16 protein-coding genes are annotated in these 19,382 nt (G+C 37.2%); 15 read left to right on the top strand and 1 reads right to left on the bottom strand.

Annotated elements, in window-relative coordinates; all coding sequences use genetic code 11:
* Positions 1-975, top strand: a complete 975-nt coding sequence (locus tag J7I96_RS04800; protein WP_214769868.1) for a carbohydrate kinase family protein — start codon at positions 1-3, stop codon at positions 973-975.
* 220 nt (positions 976-1,195) lie between these two features.
* Positions 1,196-1,693 (top strand): PTS sugar transporter subunit IIA, encoded by a 498-nt coding sequence (locus J7I96_RS04795; protein ID WP_214769865.1) that lies wholly within the window; start codon positions 1,196-1,198, stop codon positions 1,691-1,693.
* A 705-nt stretch (positions 1,694-2,398) separates the two neighbouring features.
* Here the strand turns inward: J7I96_RS04795 and J7I96_RS04790 are convergent.
* A complete protein-coding gene (locus tag J7I96_RS04790) occupies positions 2,399-3,187 on the bottom strand; it encodes a carbon-nitrogen family hydrolase (RefSeq protein WP_214769864.1) in 789 nt (262 codons plus the stop codon).
* A gap of 437 nt (positions 3,188-3,624) precedes the next feature.
* On the opposite strand from J7I96_RS04790, the gene J7I96_RS04785 reads away from it, so the two are divergent.
* From J7I96_RS04785 to J7I96_RS04725, 13 genes are all read left to right on the top strand, one after another.
* Positions 3,625-3,768, top strand: a complete 144-nt coding sequence (locus J7I96_RS04785) for a hypothetical protein (RefSeq protein WP_214769859.1) — start codon at positions 3,625-3,627, stop codon at positions 3,766-3,768.
* A 283-nt stretch (positions 3,769-4,051) separates the two neighbouring features.
* On the top strand, positions 4,052-5,407 hold the full coding sequence (locus J7I96_RS04780) for an APC family permease (protein WP_214769855.1): 1,356 nt from the start codon (positions 4,052-4,054) through the stop codon (positions 5,405-5,407).
* A gap of 27 nt (positions 5,408-5,434) precedes the next feature.
* Positions 5,435-7,060 (top strand): amidohydrolase, encoded by a 1,626-nt coding sequence (locus J7I96_RS04775; protein WP_214769852.1) that lies wholly within the window; start codon positions 5,435-5,437, stop codon positions 7,058-7,060.
* Positions 7,061-7,094: 34 nt separating this feature from the next.
* Positions 7,095-7,994: a carbon-nitrogen hydrolase gene (locus tag J7I96_RS04770; RefSeq protein WP_214769849.1), complete on the top strand. Its 900-nt coding sequence runs from the start codon at positions 7,095-7,097 to the stop codon at positions 7,992-7,994.
* A gap of 517 nt (positions 7,995-8,511) precedes the next feature.
* Positions 8,512-8,652 carry a hypothetical protein gene (locus tag J7I96_RS04765; protein ID WP_153246179.1) on the top strand — a complete coding sequence of 47 codons (141 nt, stop codon included), beginning with the start codon at positions 8,512-8,514 and terminating at the stop codon, positions 8,650-8,652.
* A 1,035-nt stretch (positions 8,653-9,687) separates the two neighbouring features.
* A complete protein-coding gene (locus J7I96_RS04760; RefSeq protein ID WP_214925490.1) occupies positions 9,688-10,992 on the top strand; it encodes an MFS transporter in 1,305 nt (434 codons plus the stop codon).
* A gap of 298 nt (positions 10,993-11,290) precedes the next feature.
* A complete protein-coding gene (locus tag J7I96_RS04755) occupies positions 11,291-12,208 on the top strand; it encodes a class II fructose-bisphosphate aldolase (protein WP_214769843.1) in 918 nt (305 codons plus the stop codon).
* A 147-nt stretch (positions 12,209-12,355) separates the two neighbouring features.
* Positions 12,356-12,886, top strand: a complete 531-nt coding sequence (gene tpx, locus J7I96_RS04750) for a thiol peroxidase (protein WP_214769839.1) — start codon at positions 12,356-12,358, stop codon at positions 12,884-12,886.
* A 554-nt stretch (positions 12,887-13,440) separates the two neighbouring features.
* Positions 13,441-13,878, top strand: a complete 438-nt coding sequence (locus J7I96_RS04745; RefSeq protein WP_251025125.1) for a GntR family transcriptional regulator — start codon at positions 13,441-13,443, stop codon at positions 13,876-13,878.
* 569 nt (positions 13,879-14,447) lie between these two features.
* On the top strand, positions 14,448-15,845 hold the full coding sequence (locus J7I96_RS04740) for an NCS1 family transporter (protein ID WP_214769836.1): 1,398 nt from the start codon (positions 14,448-14,450) through the stop codon (positions 15,843-15,845).
* Between the two features lie 134 nt (positions 15,846-15,979).
* Positions 15,980-17,362 carry an allantoinase AllB gene (gene allB / locus J7I96_RS04735; protein ID WP_214925492.1) on the top strand — a complete coding sequence of 461 codons (1,383 nt, stop codon included), beginning with the start codon at positions 15,980-15,982 and terminating at the stop codon, positions 17,360-17,362.
* A gap of 167 nt (positions 17,363-17,529) precedes the next feature.
* A complete protein-coding gene (locus J7I96_RS04730; RefSeq protein WP_214769831.1) occupies positions 17,530-18,285 on the top strand; it encodes an IclR family transcriptional regulator in 756 nt (251 codons plus the stop codon).
* 272 nt (positions 18,286-18,557) lie between these two features.
* The gene (locus J7I96_RS04725) at positions 18,558-19,382 is read left to right on the top strand and encodes a transketolase (protein ID WP_311315248.1); all 825 of its coding nucleotides are present in this window, start codon (positions 18,558-18,560) and stop codon (positions 19,380-19,382) included.

Genomic DNA, 19,382 nt, shown 5'->3' with positions numbered 1-19,382 from the left:
ATGAAAAATTTATATGCAATCGGTGAAGTATTAATTGATTTTATCCCCCTTCAAAAAGGAATCGCACTAAAAGATGTAATGGAATTCGAGCGTGCTCCAGGAGGCGCTCCAGCGAATGTTGCTGTATCAGTTGCCAGAAATGGCGGCAATGCATCGATAATTACTAAGCTCGGAATGGATTCATTTGGGGACTTTCTTTTAGAACAATTGCAGCAAGCCGGCGTGAAAATAGATAAAATTACGAGAACGAATGAAGCCAACACAGGCCTTGCTTTTGTATCTTTGCTTGAAAATGGTGAACGTGATTTCTCTTTCTACCGCAATCCTTCTGCAGATTTGCTGCTTCATGAGACTGAAATTAACGATAGCTGGTTTGCAAACGGAGACCTCCTCAACTTCTGTTCAGTCGATTTAGTGGAAAGTCCTATGAAGCATGCTCATGTGAAAGCCATTACTTCCGTAAAAGCAAAAGGCGGAATCATCAGCTTTGACCCAAATGTCCGCCTTCCGCTTTGGACTGATCCTGAAGAATGCCGAAAAACGATTTTAGAGTTTGTTCCAATGGTTCATATTGTGAAAATTTCTGATGAAGAGCTTGAGTTTATTACCGGGATTACTGACAAAGAAAAAGCAATTTCTTCGTTATTTACTGGTGCTGTTAAAGCAGTAATTTATACAAAAGGAGCTCAAGGTGCCGAATTATATGTAAGAGGTAAAAAATACGAATCAACCGGGTATCGCGTAGGCGTACAGGATACAACAGGGGCTGGGGATGCATTTATCGGAGGCTTGCTGTATCAGTTGTTAGAAAAAGACGTTCGGCAAGGAAATCTGGAAGAAGTTCTTGAACTTCATCACCAAGAAATCCTAAGCTTTGCAAACGCTAGTGGCGCTCTTACTACGACTGGAAAAGGAGCAATCTCTTCCATTCCGGCCAAAGAAGCGATTTATCAACTGCAGCAAATCGATCAATAATGGCGCCTGCCCTAAACGGAAAAGTACCGACCGATTGGCTTGCTAAGTTGATAAGGACCTATTAAAAGGCCTTGGAGATGCAGGCGTTTTGGAGGTAGGAAATAACATCTAGGCAATTTTTAGACCGAAATCAGACTAGCTAAAAGAATAAATCAAAAAAGTGATTGCTTAAGAAATTTGCTGTTCAGCCAGAATATTAAAAATAATTGGAGGTATTACCTTGTTAAAAAACTTATTTGGAAAAAAGACAAAAATTTCGGAAATAAAATTAGTATCGCCAATTGAAGGAGAAATTTTAAAGCTTGAAGATGTACCGGATCCAGTTTTTTCACAGAAAATGATGGGAGATGGTATTGCTTTCTTTCCTACTGAAGGGAAGGTAGTGGCGCCGGCTGATGCAAAAGTCATCAATGTCTTCCCGACGAAGCATGCCATTGCATTGGAAACGGCAGAAGGGCTGGAAATATTGATTCATATTGGATTGGACACGGTTAACATGAAAGGAGAAGGGTTTTCCGTTTGTGTGGCAGAAGGTGACCAGGTTAAAGCAGGAGACATATTGGTCACCTATAGCCTTGAACTAGTAAAGGAAAAAGCATCAAGTACTATTACACCGATGATTATTACCAATGGAGACATTGTGACACATTTAGAGTACCACTATAGTGGACAATCTGTAGCCGGTAAAACGACCGTTTTGGTAGTTACCTTAAAATAGGAGGATGAGTAAAATAGAAGAAACTCGTTAAAGAACTAAAGAACATATGACCAAGAGATGTACACCCCAGAAATGGGGTGTTTTTATTTTAACTAAAATTGATATCATAACTTAACGGAATTGTGTTACTTTAGGGTGATAATTTGCACTTATTTTAAGTGCTATTTTGCACGTATATTATTACTGCAGTATTCCGGGCTGATATTTGGTTGCCTTTTTTCTTAATGAACTCCCATGAAAATTAAAAAAGCTCAAAATCCAGAAAAAACCACAACAAAATAGACCCAGTAAAAACGCCTTTTAAAAAAAGGCTGAGCCATATGAGTAATCTGATTGAGTTTGGTCAATCGTTAAACAAAAACCTCCAATCACAGCATATTAAGTAGAGGCTAGCGCGACGACCAAAAAAGGATTAATCTCCCATGAGTGCTACCCATAAAGGCGCGACAGTCGGTGGTACACCGTGGTCGTCGGAGTTAGACTAACGGATGGGCTCAAAGGCACCATAGTTCAACGACCTTCTTCGCCATCCATGAAGCGCTGATTTTTGCGCTTCATGGATGGCTAACGGGGAGTATAGTTGTATAAGAAGGTATCTAATTATATCCTTATATGAATTTTCCATGTAAAACTTATGCTTTGAAATACTATAAGAATTAAACCTAAAAAGCTACTCCAGATTGTATATCTGGAGTAGCTTCTACTTTATAACTTTCTATACTTTTCTGGTACTCTGGAATCGAATATGGGAACATCTTTTCTTATTTGAGGTACTTTTTCTAAATCTAAAGTTGCCTTTAATTCACCAACTTCTTGATCTAATTTTTGAACAATGTCTCCCCATGGATCTACAATTTGTGAGCAACCTGCGAATTCCACTCCTAACTTTGTCCCCGTTACATTGGATGCAACAACATACATTTGGTTCTCAATTGCGCGTGCGCGAAGTAACGTATTCCAATGTTTCTCCCTTGCGAGCGGCCATTCCGCTACGATATGTAACACTTGAATACCTTGTAATGCTAAGTCCCGAATAATTTCAGGGAATCGTAAATCGTAACAAATAATAATCCCCATTTTCACACCTTCAAGTTCAAATACTTCCACTTGATTATGACCGCCTGTTAAAAACTTGGGTTCATCTAACATCGGAACAAGGTGCATCTTGTCATATGTATGAACAATTTCACCCATTCGATTTACAATAACTGCACGATTAAAAATATCTTGACCTTCGAGTACAGCAATCGAACCACCCACCAAGTTTACAGTAAACTTCTTAGCTAGTGATTGTAAAAATTCAATTGATTTATTACCATCCACTTTGCAGATTTCTTTCAATTCTTCCAACGCATAACCCGTCGACCACATTTCAGGAAGTACTACAACGTCCAAATCATCACTGTAGTTAGCTTCTAACCAGCGTTCAATGATTTTCCTATTCTCTTCTGGATTCCCAACTTCTAAATCCATTTGAAATACCAAATAATTCACTTTATTCACTCCTCAATATTATTCAGTAATGAAGTAACCGGTTTTATTAACAACCATAAGCTGCAAAAACTCAGGGATTATTTCAGTATTGCTAACCAAGGTAGGCGCAGCAAATCCCATTTAACTTAATGAGAATCGTCTATCTTCCAGTAGATAGGTAGGTAACAAAACTAAAAAGAAAGTAATGATATATAAAACAACAAAATATTGCATTCCTAACGCCCAAAATCTATAACTTTTTCAGAAAAGTATTCCATGGTGCTCTAACTTTGGCAGTATCAACAATTTCTCTGTCTTCAAGTATATATTCTTTTTCATGTATATTCACTAATTTGTGAATTTCAGGATAGTCTCGGGCTAAAACGTACCATACTTCCGCAATGATTATTCCTATTAAGGATTGAGGATATTACCCACTAAAATAGGGTGTAAAAAATATGAAAAGATTATGTTTCATTGTCTGCTTAGCTACTGCATCTATTGCAGGCATTATGGCATTTAAAGATATATTTGATTATTGGAGTTGTTTTAGCGATGGTAACTTTATTAGCGGCTGGGTTTTCGCCAGCCCTGCCAGCTAATTTTCCCTTAATATATGACTTAATGAATAGATATTTCTTACATATCCGAATAGTGAGGCCGAGGCCGGCTAGTTCAATTAGAAAAAGTCTTGAATAATGAGTTGCCATAACATGTCCCTGACGACTGATTATGCAATTTTAAATAATTGATGTAGAATTGCATAAACCCACTAATATATTGAATAATCTGTATATTGAAATTATTAGGAAAGTACCATCAATCCCCGCTTGGTATGGTATTTGCATATAAGTTAATTAATCACGAATAAGGGTGGAGTGATACATGGAGAATGCAAAATTAAAACGTTCGTTAACAGTATTTCCTTTAGTGCTATTTGGATTGGCTTATATGGCACCTACAACAGTTTTTTCTACTTATGGGGTTGTTGCGGAAATAACGAAAGGGATGGTGCCGGCTGCCTATATCATAGCTTTGGCTGGTATGCTGTTTACAGCCTATAGCTATGGTCAAATGGTCAAGGCCTACCCTGTTGCCGGCTCTGCTTATACATTTACTCAAAAGGCCCTTAATCCTCACCTTGGATTCTTAGTGGGATGGGTCATCCTATTGGACTATTTATTTTTGCCAATGATCAATGGATTATTGATCGCCATCTACTTAAACGCGTATTTTCCATCCGTTCCCTTTTCCGTTTGGTTAATTGCCTTCGTCATTTTAATCACCGCTGTAAATATAATTGGAGTGAAAATAGCAATAAAAATAAATCTTTTATTAGTTGCCTTTCAATTTCTAATAATCGTTATATTTACATTCCTTTCGATTAAAGGGCTACTGAACGGATTGGGTTCAGGAACATTACTCGTGAGTTCTCCATTCGTGAACGGAGACATACCACTATCTTTAGTATTGGCAGGATCCTCCATTTTATGTTTATCTTTTTTAGGATTTGACGCTGTTACCACATTTTCGGAGGAGACCATTAATCCGAAAAAAATGATACCAAAGGCCATTTTCCTCGTCGCATTAATAGGAGGAGGTCTGTTTGTCACCATCTCATACATCAGTCACCTTGTTTACCCGAATTTCCAAGCCTTTAAAGATCCAGATTCCGCTTCCTTGGAAATTGCCATGTACATCGGGGGGCATTTATTTCAATCTATTTTTCTAGCAGGATACATTACCGGGGGGCTGGCTTCCGGTTTATCAGCTCATGCAAGTGTTTCACGGATTTTGTATGCGATGGGAAGAGATGGAGTTCTTCCAAAGAAAATATTTGGTCATATTCATCCGAAATTTCAAACTCCAACATACAACATCATCTTAGTGGGTATTTTTGCTTTATCTGCTTTATTTGTTGATTTAGTGACAGCATCATCCTTTATTAACTTTGGGGCGCTTGTTGCATTTACTTTTGTCAATCTTTCGGTTATCTCCCATTATTTTATTAGAGAAAAACAGCGAAAAGGAATTAATGCACTGAAATACCTTATACTTCCAATGGTTGGAACGAGCTTCACAATTTGGTTATGGACCAGTCTTGATTCAAAGGCACTCTTACTCGGACTAGGATGGTTCGGAATTGGTGTCATCATGCTGTTTTCAAATACGAAAATGTTTAGTAAGCAGCCGCCAGAGCTTTCCATTGATAGTGCGATTGAAAAAGAAATTCAAGCATAAAAGCTTTATGCATCAAGGAGGATAATAATGGTAAATGCAGACATCATTCTTTCTGGTCAACATGTTTTTACTGGATTACAAGATGAGCCTATACAGGCAGCTATCGCTATTAAAGATAATAAAATGATTAAAATCGGTTCTAAAGAAGATATAATGTCATTCCTTGGAGATCAAACAAAGGTGTATGACTTCGAAGAGGGGCTGATCATTCCGGGATTTCATGATTTTCATATGCACATTATGATGGGAAGCATTTTACAGAAGGATAGTGCCAAATTATTTGATGCAGCTTCAGAAGAAGATGCAGCCAAAATAGTAGCCGAATTTGCAGAAACGAGACCAAATGATGAGTGGATTTTCGGTGTTGGATGGGACCATACCAATTGGAAGAATAAAGTGCTGCCACATAGAACAACACTGGATAAATATATTTGTGATCGTCCCGTTTTATTATTCAATGCAGAAGTGCATTACGCATGGATCAATAGTAAAGCGATGGAAATAATCCAATTAACGAAGGATACCCCAAATCCGGAATATGGGGAAATTGGAAAAGACGAAAATGGGGAACTGACAGGCCTTCTATTTGAACAGGCAATTGGGTATGCATCAGAACATGCATACAAATTACCGAAAGAAAAACGTATAAACCTATTCCAAGATTTTCTTAATGAAACAAAAAGGTTGGGAATCACATCCGTAAATGATTTATACGGAGCTAAAATTGCTCCGAATCCATTAGACGACCTTGAAATTTTCAAGGAATTTGAGAGAGAAGGGTTACTTACAACCAGAATTCACTTTTCGCCGGAGTTAAAAATGGATGTAGCTTCCGCCAAGGAATTACAAAAAAATTATCAGTCAGACAAGCTTACCTTTTCTGGATTAAAACAATTTATAGATGGTGTCGTGACTAGTCATACTGCTTTTTTATTGGATCATTACAAAGACCGTCCTGAAACAAAAGGCGGGACCACTTATCCAGCTGAAACAATTAAACAATTAGTAAAAAAGGCAGATAAGGAAAAATTTCAAATTCGTTTCCATGCTATTGGTAACGGTGCTGTCCGCTTAGCACTGGATGCATTTGAAGAAGCGAGAAACGTAAATGGGGAAAGAGATGCCAGACATGTCATTGAACATGTGGAGGTATTGCATCCAGACGATGTTCATCGCTTTAAGGAATTAAATGTAATCGCCTCATTTCAACCTAAACATATTGAATTAATGGAAAGTGAGGCATATACGGCCAGAATCAGTGAAAAACAACAACCACTCTATTATCCTATCAAAACACTCGTGGATACTGGTGCAAAAATTGCCTTTGGTACAGATTTTCCTGTAGTGCCCCTAAATCCCATGATGGGCATATATCAGGCAATCACCAGAAAAGATTTAACCGGGAAGGCGTGGCAAGAGTCGGAAGGAATAACATTAGCACAAGCCTTAAAATATTACACGGCTACACCGGCATTCGGGTCTTTCCGAGAAAAGGAATTAGGCACATTGGAAGCAGGGAAGATAGCGGATATCGCAGTATTAAATAAAAATTTATTTAGCATATCAACAGAGGAAATTCTTGAAACAGAAGTGAAGATGACGATTATGGATGGAAAGATTGTATATGAAAACCAGGTCGTCCAAAAGGTATAAGATAAAAAAACATTAAAAGGTAGGAAGTGAGAAAATGTCAAAAGTAAAAGTTGGTCTTATTCAAATTCATTGCGGAGAATTCATTGAGCAAAATATCCAAAAAACGATAGAGAAAATAAAAGAAACAGTAAAGAAAGGTGCACAAATCGTCTGCTTACAGGAATTATTTTCTTCACAATATTTTCCGCAAACGGTTAGTGTGAAAAATTATGATTTAGCTGAAAATGTAAATAGCGGTACATTGGCCGAAATGGGTGAATTAGCAAAGGAATTGGCCATTGTCTTGATTGTCCCTTTTTACGAAAGAGCAGGTGCTGGTATTTATTTTAATAGTGCAGTTGTATTTGATGCTGATGGGGAATGTTTAGGGATTACCAGAAAAAATCATATTCCGGATGGTCCCCAGTATCATGAAAAATATTATTTCGTTCCAGGCAATACTGGATATCCTGTCTATGAAACAGCTTATGGAAAAATAGGAGTTGGGATTTGCTGGGATGAGTGGTATCCAGAAGTTGCCCGAATTTTGAGCTTACAAGGTGCAGAAATATTATTCTATCCTTCCGCTATTGGTTCAGAGCCAGACCATCCCGAGATTTCGACAAGATCATCCTGGGAAAAGGCAATTTCCGCGCATGGCATTTCTAATGGTGTATTTGTTGCTGCGACAAATCGAGTGGGCCAGGAAAAGGACATGAATTTTTACGGAGGTTCATTCATTAGCGATACATTCGGGAATATTTTAGCTTCACTTGATGAGGAAGAAGGAATTATTGTCCAAGAAATTGATTTAAAAGAGATAGAAGAGACTAGAAAAATTCTGCAATTCTTTAGAGACCGTCGTGTCGATACATACGGGCCTATATTACAGAAAGAAATACTCCCGACCCCATCCCCTTCAAAAAAGGGAACAAACAAAGCTCTTTTTAGTTAATATGTAAGGAATAGCAGGCAGTACCTGCTCAGACTGTATACAAACCTGATAATGATCGAGTTTGCCTAAATCAATATTTTCCACTTCTAGGCACTCGCTTTCCGCGGCGGTCCAGGAGCCTTCTAGGCACGGTGCCTGTGGAGTCTCCCTTGGACAAGCTGAATTTTAGGCGGAGCTTATTAGTGGTAGAACTAAATACACTGGTGTGCTTGCAGCAGCTACAAATAATGACTGACTGCATTGCTTGGATAATCTATCGTTGAAATGATAAAAACCAATTTTCCTATATGGAGAGTTGGTTTTTTCCGTTATTCATTGGTCGTTAATGTAACAGGCATTCAGCTGTCGCTAAGGCGGCTTTTTCATTATAAGACGGTTAGCTAAGAACAATATGGGAAATACTAAGGGAATGAAATTGTTACCGAATTTTCAGAAAAATACATTGACGGGAAATTAAGGTTGTTATATATTATTAATAAGTTAAATTTATTGTTATATAACAGAAGGAGGAATCTAGATGATGAACATTTATGATAAAGCTTATGAAAGTTATTTAAAGATTTGTGAAAGGTATGAAATCGAGTCGATAAACATTGACCATTTCATCAAAAATTTAACTAAAGATCAGTTGGACGAATACAGCAAATTAGCCGTTTAAACGAAAGGACGTGTTTGCAAAGATGGACCTCCCGGTTGATGTAGATGTAGAAGCCAGTTAGAAACCCCACCAGTTGCTATGGAAACAGGTGGGGTTTTGTCATGTGTTTTAAGTGCTTATTTTTAATTAATAGGATATCTCGGCATGTTGCACAGATGTGTTTTGGCGATTTATACTCGCGATGGCCCTCTTTGTTGAGCACTTTATAAGCTCGCCAGAAGGCAAAGGTAACAATCAAATTTTTCTCGTATTCATGGTCATGTGTGCGAACGAACCCTTCTTTTGTTCGAGGACATGTATAAGGTAAAGCCATTATGGTTTCTTTGTTAAATGCAGCTTGTAATTGCTGGTGTTTTATAAACTGCATCTGCTCTTATAAAACCAAAACAATAAAATATCAATCACTATTACATTATTAGTAAAAGAGGGGGTGGAAAAAAATTCAGAATTTTCTTGAAATGGGTTCGTGCACATGTTAGAATTCATTTCAGGTAAGAATATTATAAATAAGATGATATTGCTTTAATGGTGAAACTATGTTTCTTAATAAGCAACAAAACCGATGGTGAAGGGACTAAAGAATCTATCCAGGAAATAAAGCCTTGACGACGCTTTCTTGCCTATTACCTTATAACCAAAATCAGCACAATGATTGTTCGACATAACTAATCATTCTTTTTATAAAAGATTTTTTGGTTATAGGAAGAAACAATGTTGCTTATTAAGAAACCGAGAGTGTCGATTAAACATCTTCAGTTTTAATATTCTTCAAATCTATTTATAAGGGGGGGAGAAAAATGATTTGAAAGCGCTTCTTTGAAATCAACCTATAGAAAGTTTGACGGGAAATAATATTAAAGAAAATTAGCTAATAACACCAAGGCGATGTAAATAGGCCAATGATTTATTTTTTGGTATGAAAGAAATGTAAGCGCTTGTATAAACGTTGTCAGTTGGTAATGTCCCGTGTTTTAGACCATAACATCGTAACTAGATTAGAAAAGGCACAACTTTACATGAGGAGGTTTTTGTTTAATGAACAAACAACTGCAGATGAAAAAGAAATCTAAATGGAAAGTTCGTTATACTGTCTTATTCGTATTATGGTTATGTTGGCTGTTTTCCTTCCTGGATCGAATGGTTATCACTATTGCATTGCCTTATATTGGTGAAGATCTTAATTTAACGGCAACAGCTCAAGGGTTACTGTTAAGTATTTTCTTTGCAGGGTATGCACTGTTCCAAATACCGGGCGGGATGTTATCAGATAAATTTGGCTTTCGTCGCGTGATGAGCATTGCGATTGTTTGGTGGTCAATTTTCACATCATTGACTGGTTTTATTTTTTCTTATCCACTTATGTTACTTATCCGATTCGTTTTCGGTCTAGGTGAGGCATGTTTACCAGGTGCTGCTTATAAAGGAATAGTTAATTATTTTCCTAGTAAGCAACGAGGAACAGCTACTGGAATTCAATCAACCGTTAATACGTTGGGACCGGCTATTGCTGCTATTGCTGCAGCAGCAATTATTGGGGCATTCGGATGGCGTACGGTTTTTATCGTAATGGGTATTCCGGGCATTATACTCGGTCTGTATATCTGGTTTAAATTCAAAGACAATCCGAAAGATCATCCTAAAATGACGAAGGAAGAGCTTGCAGAATTGGATGAAGACATTGATACTGAAAAATCGAATGAAGAAAAAAAATCAGGAGTTTCCTTTAAGGAACTATTTAAAAAACCGATTTTATGGCAGATGGCGTTCATTTGGTTCTTCTTTGATATTACTTTCTGGGGCTTCACTTCTTGGCTTCCATCTTATCTGATAAATGTTAGAGGGCTTTCTTTAATGGATACTGGCATTTTCAGTGCCTTACCGTATTTAGTAGGTACAGTTTCCATCGTTCTTGGTGGGTACTTGTCAGATAAAGTAAAAGGAAAGAGGAAATGGGTGTTCATCCCTAATGCTGTAATTAGCGGGTTGGCATTATTTTTAATGCTTCAAGCTTCTTCCACTGCAGTGGTCATTACGTATCAATGTGTTGCAGCCTTCTTCATGTTCCTAGCTCAAGGAGCATTCTGGGGTCTGGTTGTCGACACGCTTCCTGCAAAAATAATGGCTGCAGGTTCATCCACTGTTAACTGTTTCGGATCAATTGCAGGTTTTATCTCCCCGTTACTTATGGGTTATATGATTGAAAGCAGCGGTGGTTCTTACAATTCAACTTTCATATTAATGATTGTAGCCATAATTGTTGCAGCAATTATTGCCCTTACGATTGGCAATAATACCGAAAAAGAAAATTCAATAAATTCAGAAACAGTTGTGGAAGCCTGATCTGAATTGCCAATTTATCAGTAAGTAAATGGATTCTTTATCTTTGTTGAGAATGTTTTCTTACAGGGTAATAGCATTATATTTACAAAACCCTTGTTGATAAGCGGCTGTCAGTGGCGAATCCTCGTAAAAAAATTGCGGAGGCTCTTTTCATCTAGTGAGTAGGAAAGAAGGGAATATGTGTTGCAATTTTCAGAAAAGATTTTAAAATCAAAAGGGAACACAGTTGCTTATTAGGTAACAGAAAGGGCGTGAATGAACGAAATAAGTTAAATCATCTTAAAGGGAGTTTGAATGAATGAAAGTAAATTTAAAACCAAACAATGTTAGTTCATTAACAAAAGTACTTGCAGTAGCTACGCAAAATCAATTTGCTGTCGGTTCGTTTACACCTAGAGCTACAAAGATGGTGGCTCCTATACTTAGAGCGGCCCAAGAAAAGAAATCTGCGGTTATTGTTCAAACTTCTGAGAGGGAGCAGGAACGATATGGAATTAATTTAGCGGAATTTAGCCGAGAGTTTTATCGTGTGATCAAAGAGGAGAATATTACGATCCCTGCTGTGTTACATTTAGATCATACGAAGGATTTCAATGTAATTGCAGAAGCCATCGAAGTTGGTTTTACATCCGTTATGATTGATGCATCAGAGCAACCATTTAAGAAAAATATTGAGATAACAAAAAAGGTTGTTGAGTATGCGCATTCAAAAGGCGTAACTGTAGAAGCTGAATTAGGCAAGATAGGGACAACCGACTTTATTGAAACCGACGTTGATGAAGAGCTATTTACAGAGCCTGAAGAAGCAAAACAGTTTGTTGAAGAGACCTGTATTGATGCATTGGCGGTTTCTGTCGGAACTTCACATGGGGTTTATCTCGTTAAAGATCCAAAAATTGATATTGAACGTTTAATGGAAATTCGTGCATTAACATCTGTACCTTTAGTGTTACATGGTGGTTCAGGCACTCCTTCAGAGATGATAAAGAAGGCAATTCAAATTCCTAATGGTGGAATTAGTAAAGTGAATATTGCAACAGATTTAGAACATATGATGATAAAAACGCTTAATCGAGAAAATCATGTTACAGAAAAAGAGTGGTCGGAACTACCGACTGAAACATTGACTTTAGTCCAAAACGCAGTTCAGAACGTAGTAAAAGAAAAAATTGAAAACTTTTTAATAAGTAGTGATAGTGCTTCTTACTATGTTTAAGAAGTAATATGATACTACCTTTGAACAGTACCCCATATTTTAGACACAGGGATAAACCCTTTAACCACATAATTTATGGCTAGACTACTTATCGTTGAAGATAACCTTTTTTAGAAGAATTGCTAAGATAATAGGAGGAAAAATAATATGTCTATAGAAAGATCAAGTATAGTTACATTTGCTGGCAATCCAGTTACATTGATTGGGAGTGAAATTCGTGTTGGGGATAAAGCTCCAAATTTTGAAGTGTTAGCAAACGATCTCTCAAAAGTTACACTTGAAGATTCAAAAGGGAAAGTCCGCCTTATCTCATGTGTTCCCTCTCTTGATACAGGAGTATGTGACGCACAAACACGGCAATTTAACCAATTAGCTAGCAATCTAGGAAGTGAAGTAGAAGTGTTAACAATTAGTGTAGATCTTCCATTTGCACAAAAAAGATGGTGTGGAGCAGCAGGAATAGAACAAGTCCAAACCCTTTCAGATCATTTTAAGATGTCATTTGGGACAGCTTATGGCACATATATAAAGGAACATCGTTTGGAATGCCGTGCAGTATTCGTTGTAGATGAAAATGATGTCGTACGGTATGTTGAATACGTTCCGGAAATTACGGAACATCCGAACTATGAAGCAGCTATAAAAGCCATTAAGTCATATATAAAAGTTAAAAAGTGATATAAGTAAACAATATACTCATGATTTAGAGAACGCATATTGTTTTTCATTAATCCTAAGAAGTAGAATGATACTAGGCTGCCTTACAAAAGGTCAGCCTCTTCTCCTATATGGTTAGTAAAAATGGGGTGGTAAGGTGCAAAAGTTGTTATTACCTTAAAGGAATAGGCTTAAGTTGAAAAAGTGCATCCCGCTACAATAGTATTTACTTTATGTTAAATAAGGAAAAAATAATATTCTGAATTTTATATTTTTTTACTGAAAAACTAAATTAGCGGTGATAGTATAAAAATGTAAAATATAGAGTAAATTGTTATATTTCACTCTATGATTGAAACGATGTTGCTTATTGAGGTACAAAAAGGGTGGCTAGATCTTTTGAGATTTGGCAATGTTCTTTGAGAACAGACAGAACGAAGCATTTTAAACAACTTAATTTAAATGATCAGTCATATAAAATTTAGTCTAATCATCCAGTTCAAATTTTTTTACCCGGTATTGTATACAATACTGCATTCAATTTTGAATTCTTCATTGAGGGGAGGTATAAAGTGTTGAATAGTTTAGAAATAGATATCTATAAAAAAATCAAGCAAGCTATTATCCAGCAAAAGCTTCGGCCAAATATGCAACTCATAGAAAAGGATCTTGCTGAATCGTTTGGCGTAAGCCGTACCCCTGTTCGAAATGTTCTGCGCAGATTGGAATATGAAAAATTAGTGAAAATTAAAGAGCATAAAGGTACCTTTGTCTCCTGTTCAACAATTGAAGAAGCAAAAGAAGTATTTGAGATGAGGAGAATCTTAGAAGGGGAAGCAGTGCGAAGAGCATGCAGACTCTATAACAAGGAACAATTAAAAGAACTAGAGGCTCTGGTAGAAGAAGAACGACATATTCATGGTAGTCTGGATTTTCATGAATCTTTAAAAATATCAGGGGATTTTCATTTGAAAATAGCTGAAATCGCAGGGAATGCGTATTTTTATCAATGAAGACTTAATTTCCCTAACTTATGTGATTATAGCAATATATGGAAGAGGTAAAATGGAAACATGTGGTTCTCACGATCATTTGCAAATTTTAAATGCCATTAAGCAAAGGGATGGTAATCTTGCAGAACGCTTATCTCTCATTCATCTTAGTGAAATTGAGTCGAATCTTCATTTTAATGAGGAATTACAGATCTCTTCTTCCTTGTTAGATATATTTCTTTAATTGTAATTTGGTATACAGTCATTGAAAGCGCTTACCACTAGGGTTTTTAAGGAGGTGATACAGTCCTTTGAAGGCATTTTCAAATTTAAAGTGTTGTCATGTGTTTTTTTTGCAACTCCAATGAAACGACGTTGCTTAATGCGCGACAAGGTATCTGATGATCTATGGGAAATAGTACTTTTAACAAAACAAATTCGCATTTTAATTCCTGTGAATGATGAACGGAAAAGACCACTTAGAAGGAAGTGTATCATATCATATCATAGCCTTGGCAAACATCTAAGACCTGACTTGTTAACCAATGCATTAAAATGCGGCAAACAATAAAAAAGGGGTTGGATGTATCATGTCTACAAATTTAGAAAGTTACGTTTCACAAGAAACGCAGATCCAACATGATACGGGTGTGGATGAATCACTTAATCCGAAAACCGAGGAAGGTAGGACGGTAAGTCCGGTAGACTATATTTTCATGTGGGTGGGTGACGGTGTTAATTTAGGTAATATGACGCTTGGAGCCAGTATGATTGTAGCGGGAATCGCTACGTTAAATATCTTTCAGACATTTGCCGCAGCTATCATGGCAATTGGTATCATTTCAACTGTTTTTGCTTTAAATGATAGGCTCGGATACAGAACGGGAATCCCATATGTTGTACAGCTTAGAATGTCCTTTGGGCTGAAGGGTTCCGTTATATCATCACTGATGCGCGGTATTCCCGCCATTGTTTGGTACGGTTTTCAAAGTTGGATTGGCGGTACTGCCTTAAATGAAATTGCGAAGATTATGACGGGCGGCGCCTTTGATAATGTTGCCATTTGCTTTGTCGTGCTGCAGTTTGTGCAAATTGGGCTTTCACTGTATGGATTCCATGCCATTAAATGGGTGGAAACGCTAGCTTCTATTGTTATTGTACTTGCGCTTCTCTATGTATTTGGCGTTCTACTAACCTCCTATAGCGATGTTATTGCAGAGAAATGGGTTCATGCAGAAGGATCATGGGGCTTACCTTTCTTTGCATTGATCATGATGTTCATGGGGAATTATGCGGCTATCTTTTTAAGTGCAGCGGACTATTCAAGAGAGCTAAAATCCGGTATTAGCGACAAAAAACGCGGGTTTTTGTACTTTCTTCCTATTTTAATGGCATACGGCTTGACACTTACAATCGGTGGAATGCTTGCTTCCGCAACCGGCATCAACAATCCTGTGAAGGCGTTTGCGGTCGTGGTGGATAACTCTTATATTACCCTCTTTGTATCCGCATTTATTGTTTTGGGTGCGGTGGCAGTAAACATGGTTGCCAATATTATTCCGCCAACCTATGTTATTACATTGCTTACAAAAATGAAATATAAACCTGCAGTTACCATAACCGGACTGCTTGCATTTTGTTCATTCCCTTGGGTTCTTGTGCAGGATTCTTCGGCAAAGGGTCTTGGAATCTTCATTCTTATATATTCCGCATTTTTAGGACCGATTGTTTCTATATTATTAGTCGAATATTATATATTAAGAAAGCAAAAGGTGAATGTTGCAGATTTGTATAAGGAAGACGGTCCATTTGCCGGGTATAATCCAGCAGCGGTGCTTGCATTGCTAATCGGCGCCGGTGGAGCCTGTTTGAAAGTGGAGCTGGCATGGATTATCGGAGTTGTAGTGGGAGGTAGTGCATATTTGCTTTTGATGAAATTTGCATTTAAAGATTCAAAATTCAAAAAGGGTACTATTTTTGAAAAGTAGACCTGTATTTCTATGTTTCCGGGGGCTATTCTCTCTGTCCATTTATAATGGATGGATGCAATCTGAGGATGAAATAAACAAGGCAATTGTATAATAAAAATATACTGAAAATTGCAAAAAAAGGGGTTGGGAGAATGAAATTTGATTTAGTTATAAAGAACGGAAATGTAGTAATTGAAAATACAGTGGAACAACTAGATATCGGTATACTTAATGGCAAGATTGCAGAAATTTCAAAAGAAATTGCCGGAGAATCTGCTGAAATCATAGATGCTGCTCATCAATATGTCATGCCTGGGATGATAGATGCCCATGTCCATATTTGCGAGCCAGGCAGAACGGAGTGGGAAGGGTTTGTAACAGGAACTCAAGCACTGGCTGCAGGAGGGACAACATCATTTGTAGATATGCCATTAAACGCTTTGCCGGCAACGACTACAAAGAGTTCACTGCATTTAAAATTAAGATCTGCTGAAAATAAGGCGTATGTTGACTATGCTTTGTATGGTGGATTAGTTCCGGATAATCTCCAAGATTTAGAGGACCTTTCTAACGAAGGTGTTGTGGCCTTTAAATGTTTTATGGCAACATGTGGCAGTGAGGAAGTTGGAGATTTTAAAAATGTTGATGATTTTACTCTATATCAAGGTATGAAAAAACTATCCGAATTGGGGCATATTCTATCTATACATGCTGAGAATGCAGAGCTTACTGATAAACTGGCAATTGAAAAGAAAAAACAAGGGAAGACAACAGCAAGAGATTATGTAGAGTCCCGCCCCATTTTTACTGAGGTTGATGCTGTAAAACGTGCTTTGTTATTGGGTAAAGAGACTGGATGCAAATTACATTTTGTTCATATTAGCAGTGAAGAGGCTGTTGAAGAAATCCTTAAAGCACGTAAACTAGGCCAAGAGGTTACGATAGAATCGTGTCCTCACTATTTCACGTTGGATATGGAAACCTTTGAAAGGATAGGACCTGTTGCGAAATGCGCCCCACCGCTTCGTACTAAAACAGAACAAGATAAATTATGGGAAGCTCTTAAGGAAGGGAAAATTGATATCCTGGCATCAGACCATTCCCCATGTCCTCCGGAAATGAAGCAGAGCAACACCAATAATATGTTTGATGTGTGGGGAGGGATTAGTGGCTGCCAAAATAATGTTGATTTAATGTTTGACGAGGCTGTTAAGAAACGTGGGGTTTCTGTAAGTGATTTTTCAAAGATGATTGCGACAAAACCTGCAGAAATATTTAACTTAAGAAATAAAGGAAGCATTAAAGTTTCCTATGACGCTGATATCATTCTTCTTGATCCAAATAAATCATACACCATTCAGCCAGAAGATTTGTATTACCGTCATCAACAAAGCCCTTATATTGGAAGAAGGATTAACTGTCGAGTGACGAAAACGTTTGTAAGAGGACAACTAGTATTTGATTTTGAGAAAGGGATTGTAAGTCATCCGATTGGGAAGTTCATTTCGGCAAAAAGTAGTCTCGTAAAAGCATAAAGTTATGTAAAGAAGGTTGACCCAAAAGGGCACTTAAGTTGCCCTTAATGGCGTCATACCTTCTTTTTTGGTTTATTTTTTGACTGGTATTATGTCTGTGGATTGCTCTTGTGGTAAGATAAAGAAACAGGATCAGTATTATAGGATTTAATCGGAGGTTAATATAAATGGTTAAGTCAGTAGATAGGGCGTTAACAATTATTTCATTAGTGAGCAAGCGTAAAGATGGGATTGGGGTTACTGAGCTGGCCTCCAACCTAGATTTAAATAAAAGCTCTATATTCAGATTATTAAGTACTCTTGTAGATCATGGATTCATCGAACAAAATCCTGAAACTAAAAAATATAGATTGGGCTATAAATATTTAGAATTAAGTTCGATGCTGCTTGAATCTATTGACTTGAGAACTCAAGCTAAACCATTTCTGGAAGAGTTAGAATCACATATTAATGAAGTGATCCACTTGACCGTATATGATCAAGGAGAGGTAATCTATATTGAAAAACTTGAGGGAAGTGAAACCCTTAGAACACATTCACAAGTAGGGAGACGGGCCCCAATGCATTGTACGGCAGTTGGGAAGGTAATCTTGGCCCATCTGCCATTAAATGAAATCGTAGATATAATTGACAAGCATGGTTTACCAAAACATACTGAACAAACGATTACCGATAAAGAACTCTTTTTTAAAGAATTGGGAAAAATAAGGAACGAAGGTATTGGCAGGGAAATTGAAGAAAATGAACAAGGAATCACCTGTATTGCAGCGCCAATTTTTGATAATCGTAAGAAAATTACAGCTGCTGTTAGTATATCAGGACCAAGCATCCGAATGACTGAAGAAAGATTAACTGAAATTAAACCAATTATAATGGATATTGGTAAAAAGATTTCCAAAAGGCTTGGTTACACGGATAATTAAATAATGTGAAAAAGAATTGGTATAATGCCAATTCTTTTTTTGTGGAAATTTATTGAATCAAGTTTATCTTCGAGTAGGGACTTTGGTGTTTTGTCCTCCGAAAATTTTTATAAAAAATTTAATGGTAAAATACTTGAAATATTCAAAAAACGGTGATAATATCAAAATAAGAAACAAGGTTAGTTAATAAGCAACAATTTACTTAATTTTATTTTTTTAACCATTTAGTGAAACGACGTTGCTTATTATGCGACTAAAAGGGGGAGTAAATAGTGGATTTTTCTAAAGAGAAAGGCGAATTTTATAATAATCTAACGAAAACGATTCGCCGGCACATAGTTAAAATGACGAACCATGCTGGAAGTGGTCATCCCGGTGGTTCTTTATCGGCAACTGAATTAATGTCCGTCCTATTTTTTGAACACATGAATGTTGATCCTGACAACCCAGATTGGCAAGACCGAGATTGTTTCTTCTTATCCAAGGGGCATTGTACACCTGTATTTTATTCAGTATTAGCTGAAAAAGGTTTCTTCCCGGTTGAAGAGTTAATGACATTCAGGGATGTTGACGGCAGGTTACATGGACATCCATGTGGAGAGCATATTCCAGGTGTAGACATATCTTCAGGATCACTTGGTCAAGGATTATCGGTAGCTAATGGTGTTGGATTAATTGCAAAGCTTGATGGCAGCAATAGAAGATCATATTGCATGATAGGTGATGGAGAATTACAAGAAGGCCAAGTTTGGGAAGCGGCAATGACAACTGCACATTACAATCTTGATAACGTTTGTGCGATTATCGACTGGAACAAAATTCAACTTGATGATTTTGTTGAAAATGTAAAAGGTTTAAAAAATCTTGGTGATAAATTTAGAGCTTTCGGTTGGCACGTTGTTGAAATTGATGGTCATGATATTCATGCAGTTAATGAAGCGTATAAAGAAGCTAAACGGACTAAAGGCAAACCTACTGCAATTCTTGCTCATACGGTTAAAGGCAAGGGAGTTTCATTTATGGAAGATACACATGATTGGCATGGAATGGCTCCGAATGATGAGCAATTAGAAATCGCTTTAAAGGAGTTGGCTTAA

This window comes from Bacillus sp. ISL-78 (assembly GCF_018613455.1).
GTDB lineage: Bacteria > Bacillota > Bacilli > Bacillales > DSM-1321 > Peribacillus > Peribacillus frigoritolerans.
This window is presented reverse-complemented; position numbering and strand designations above follow the sequence as displayed.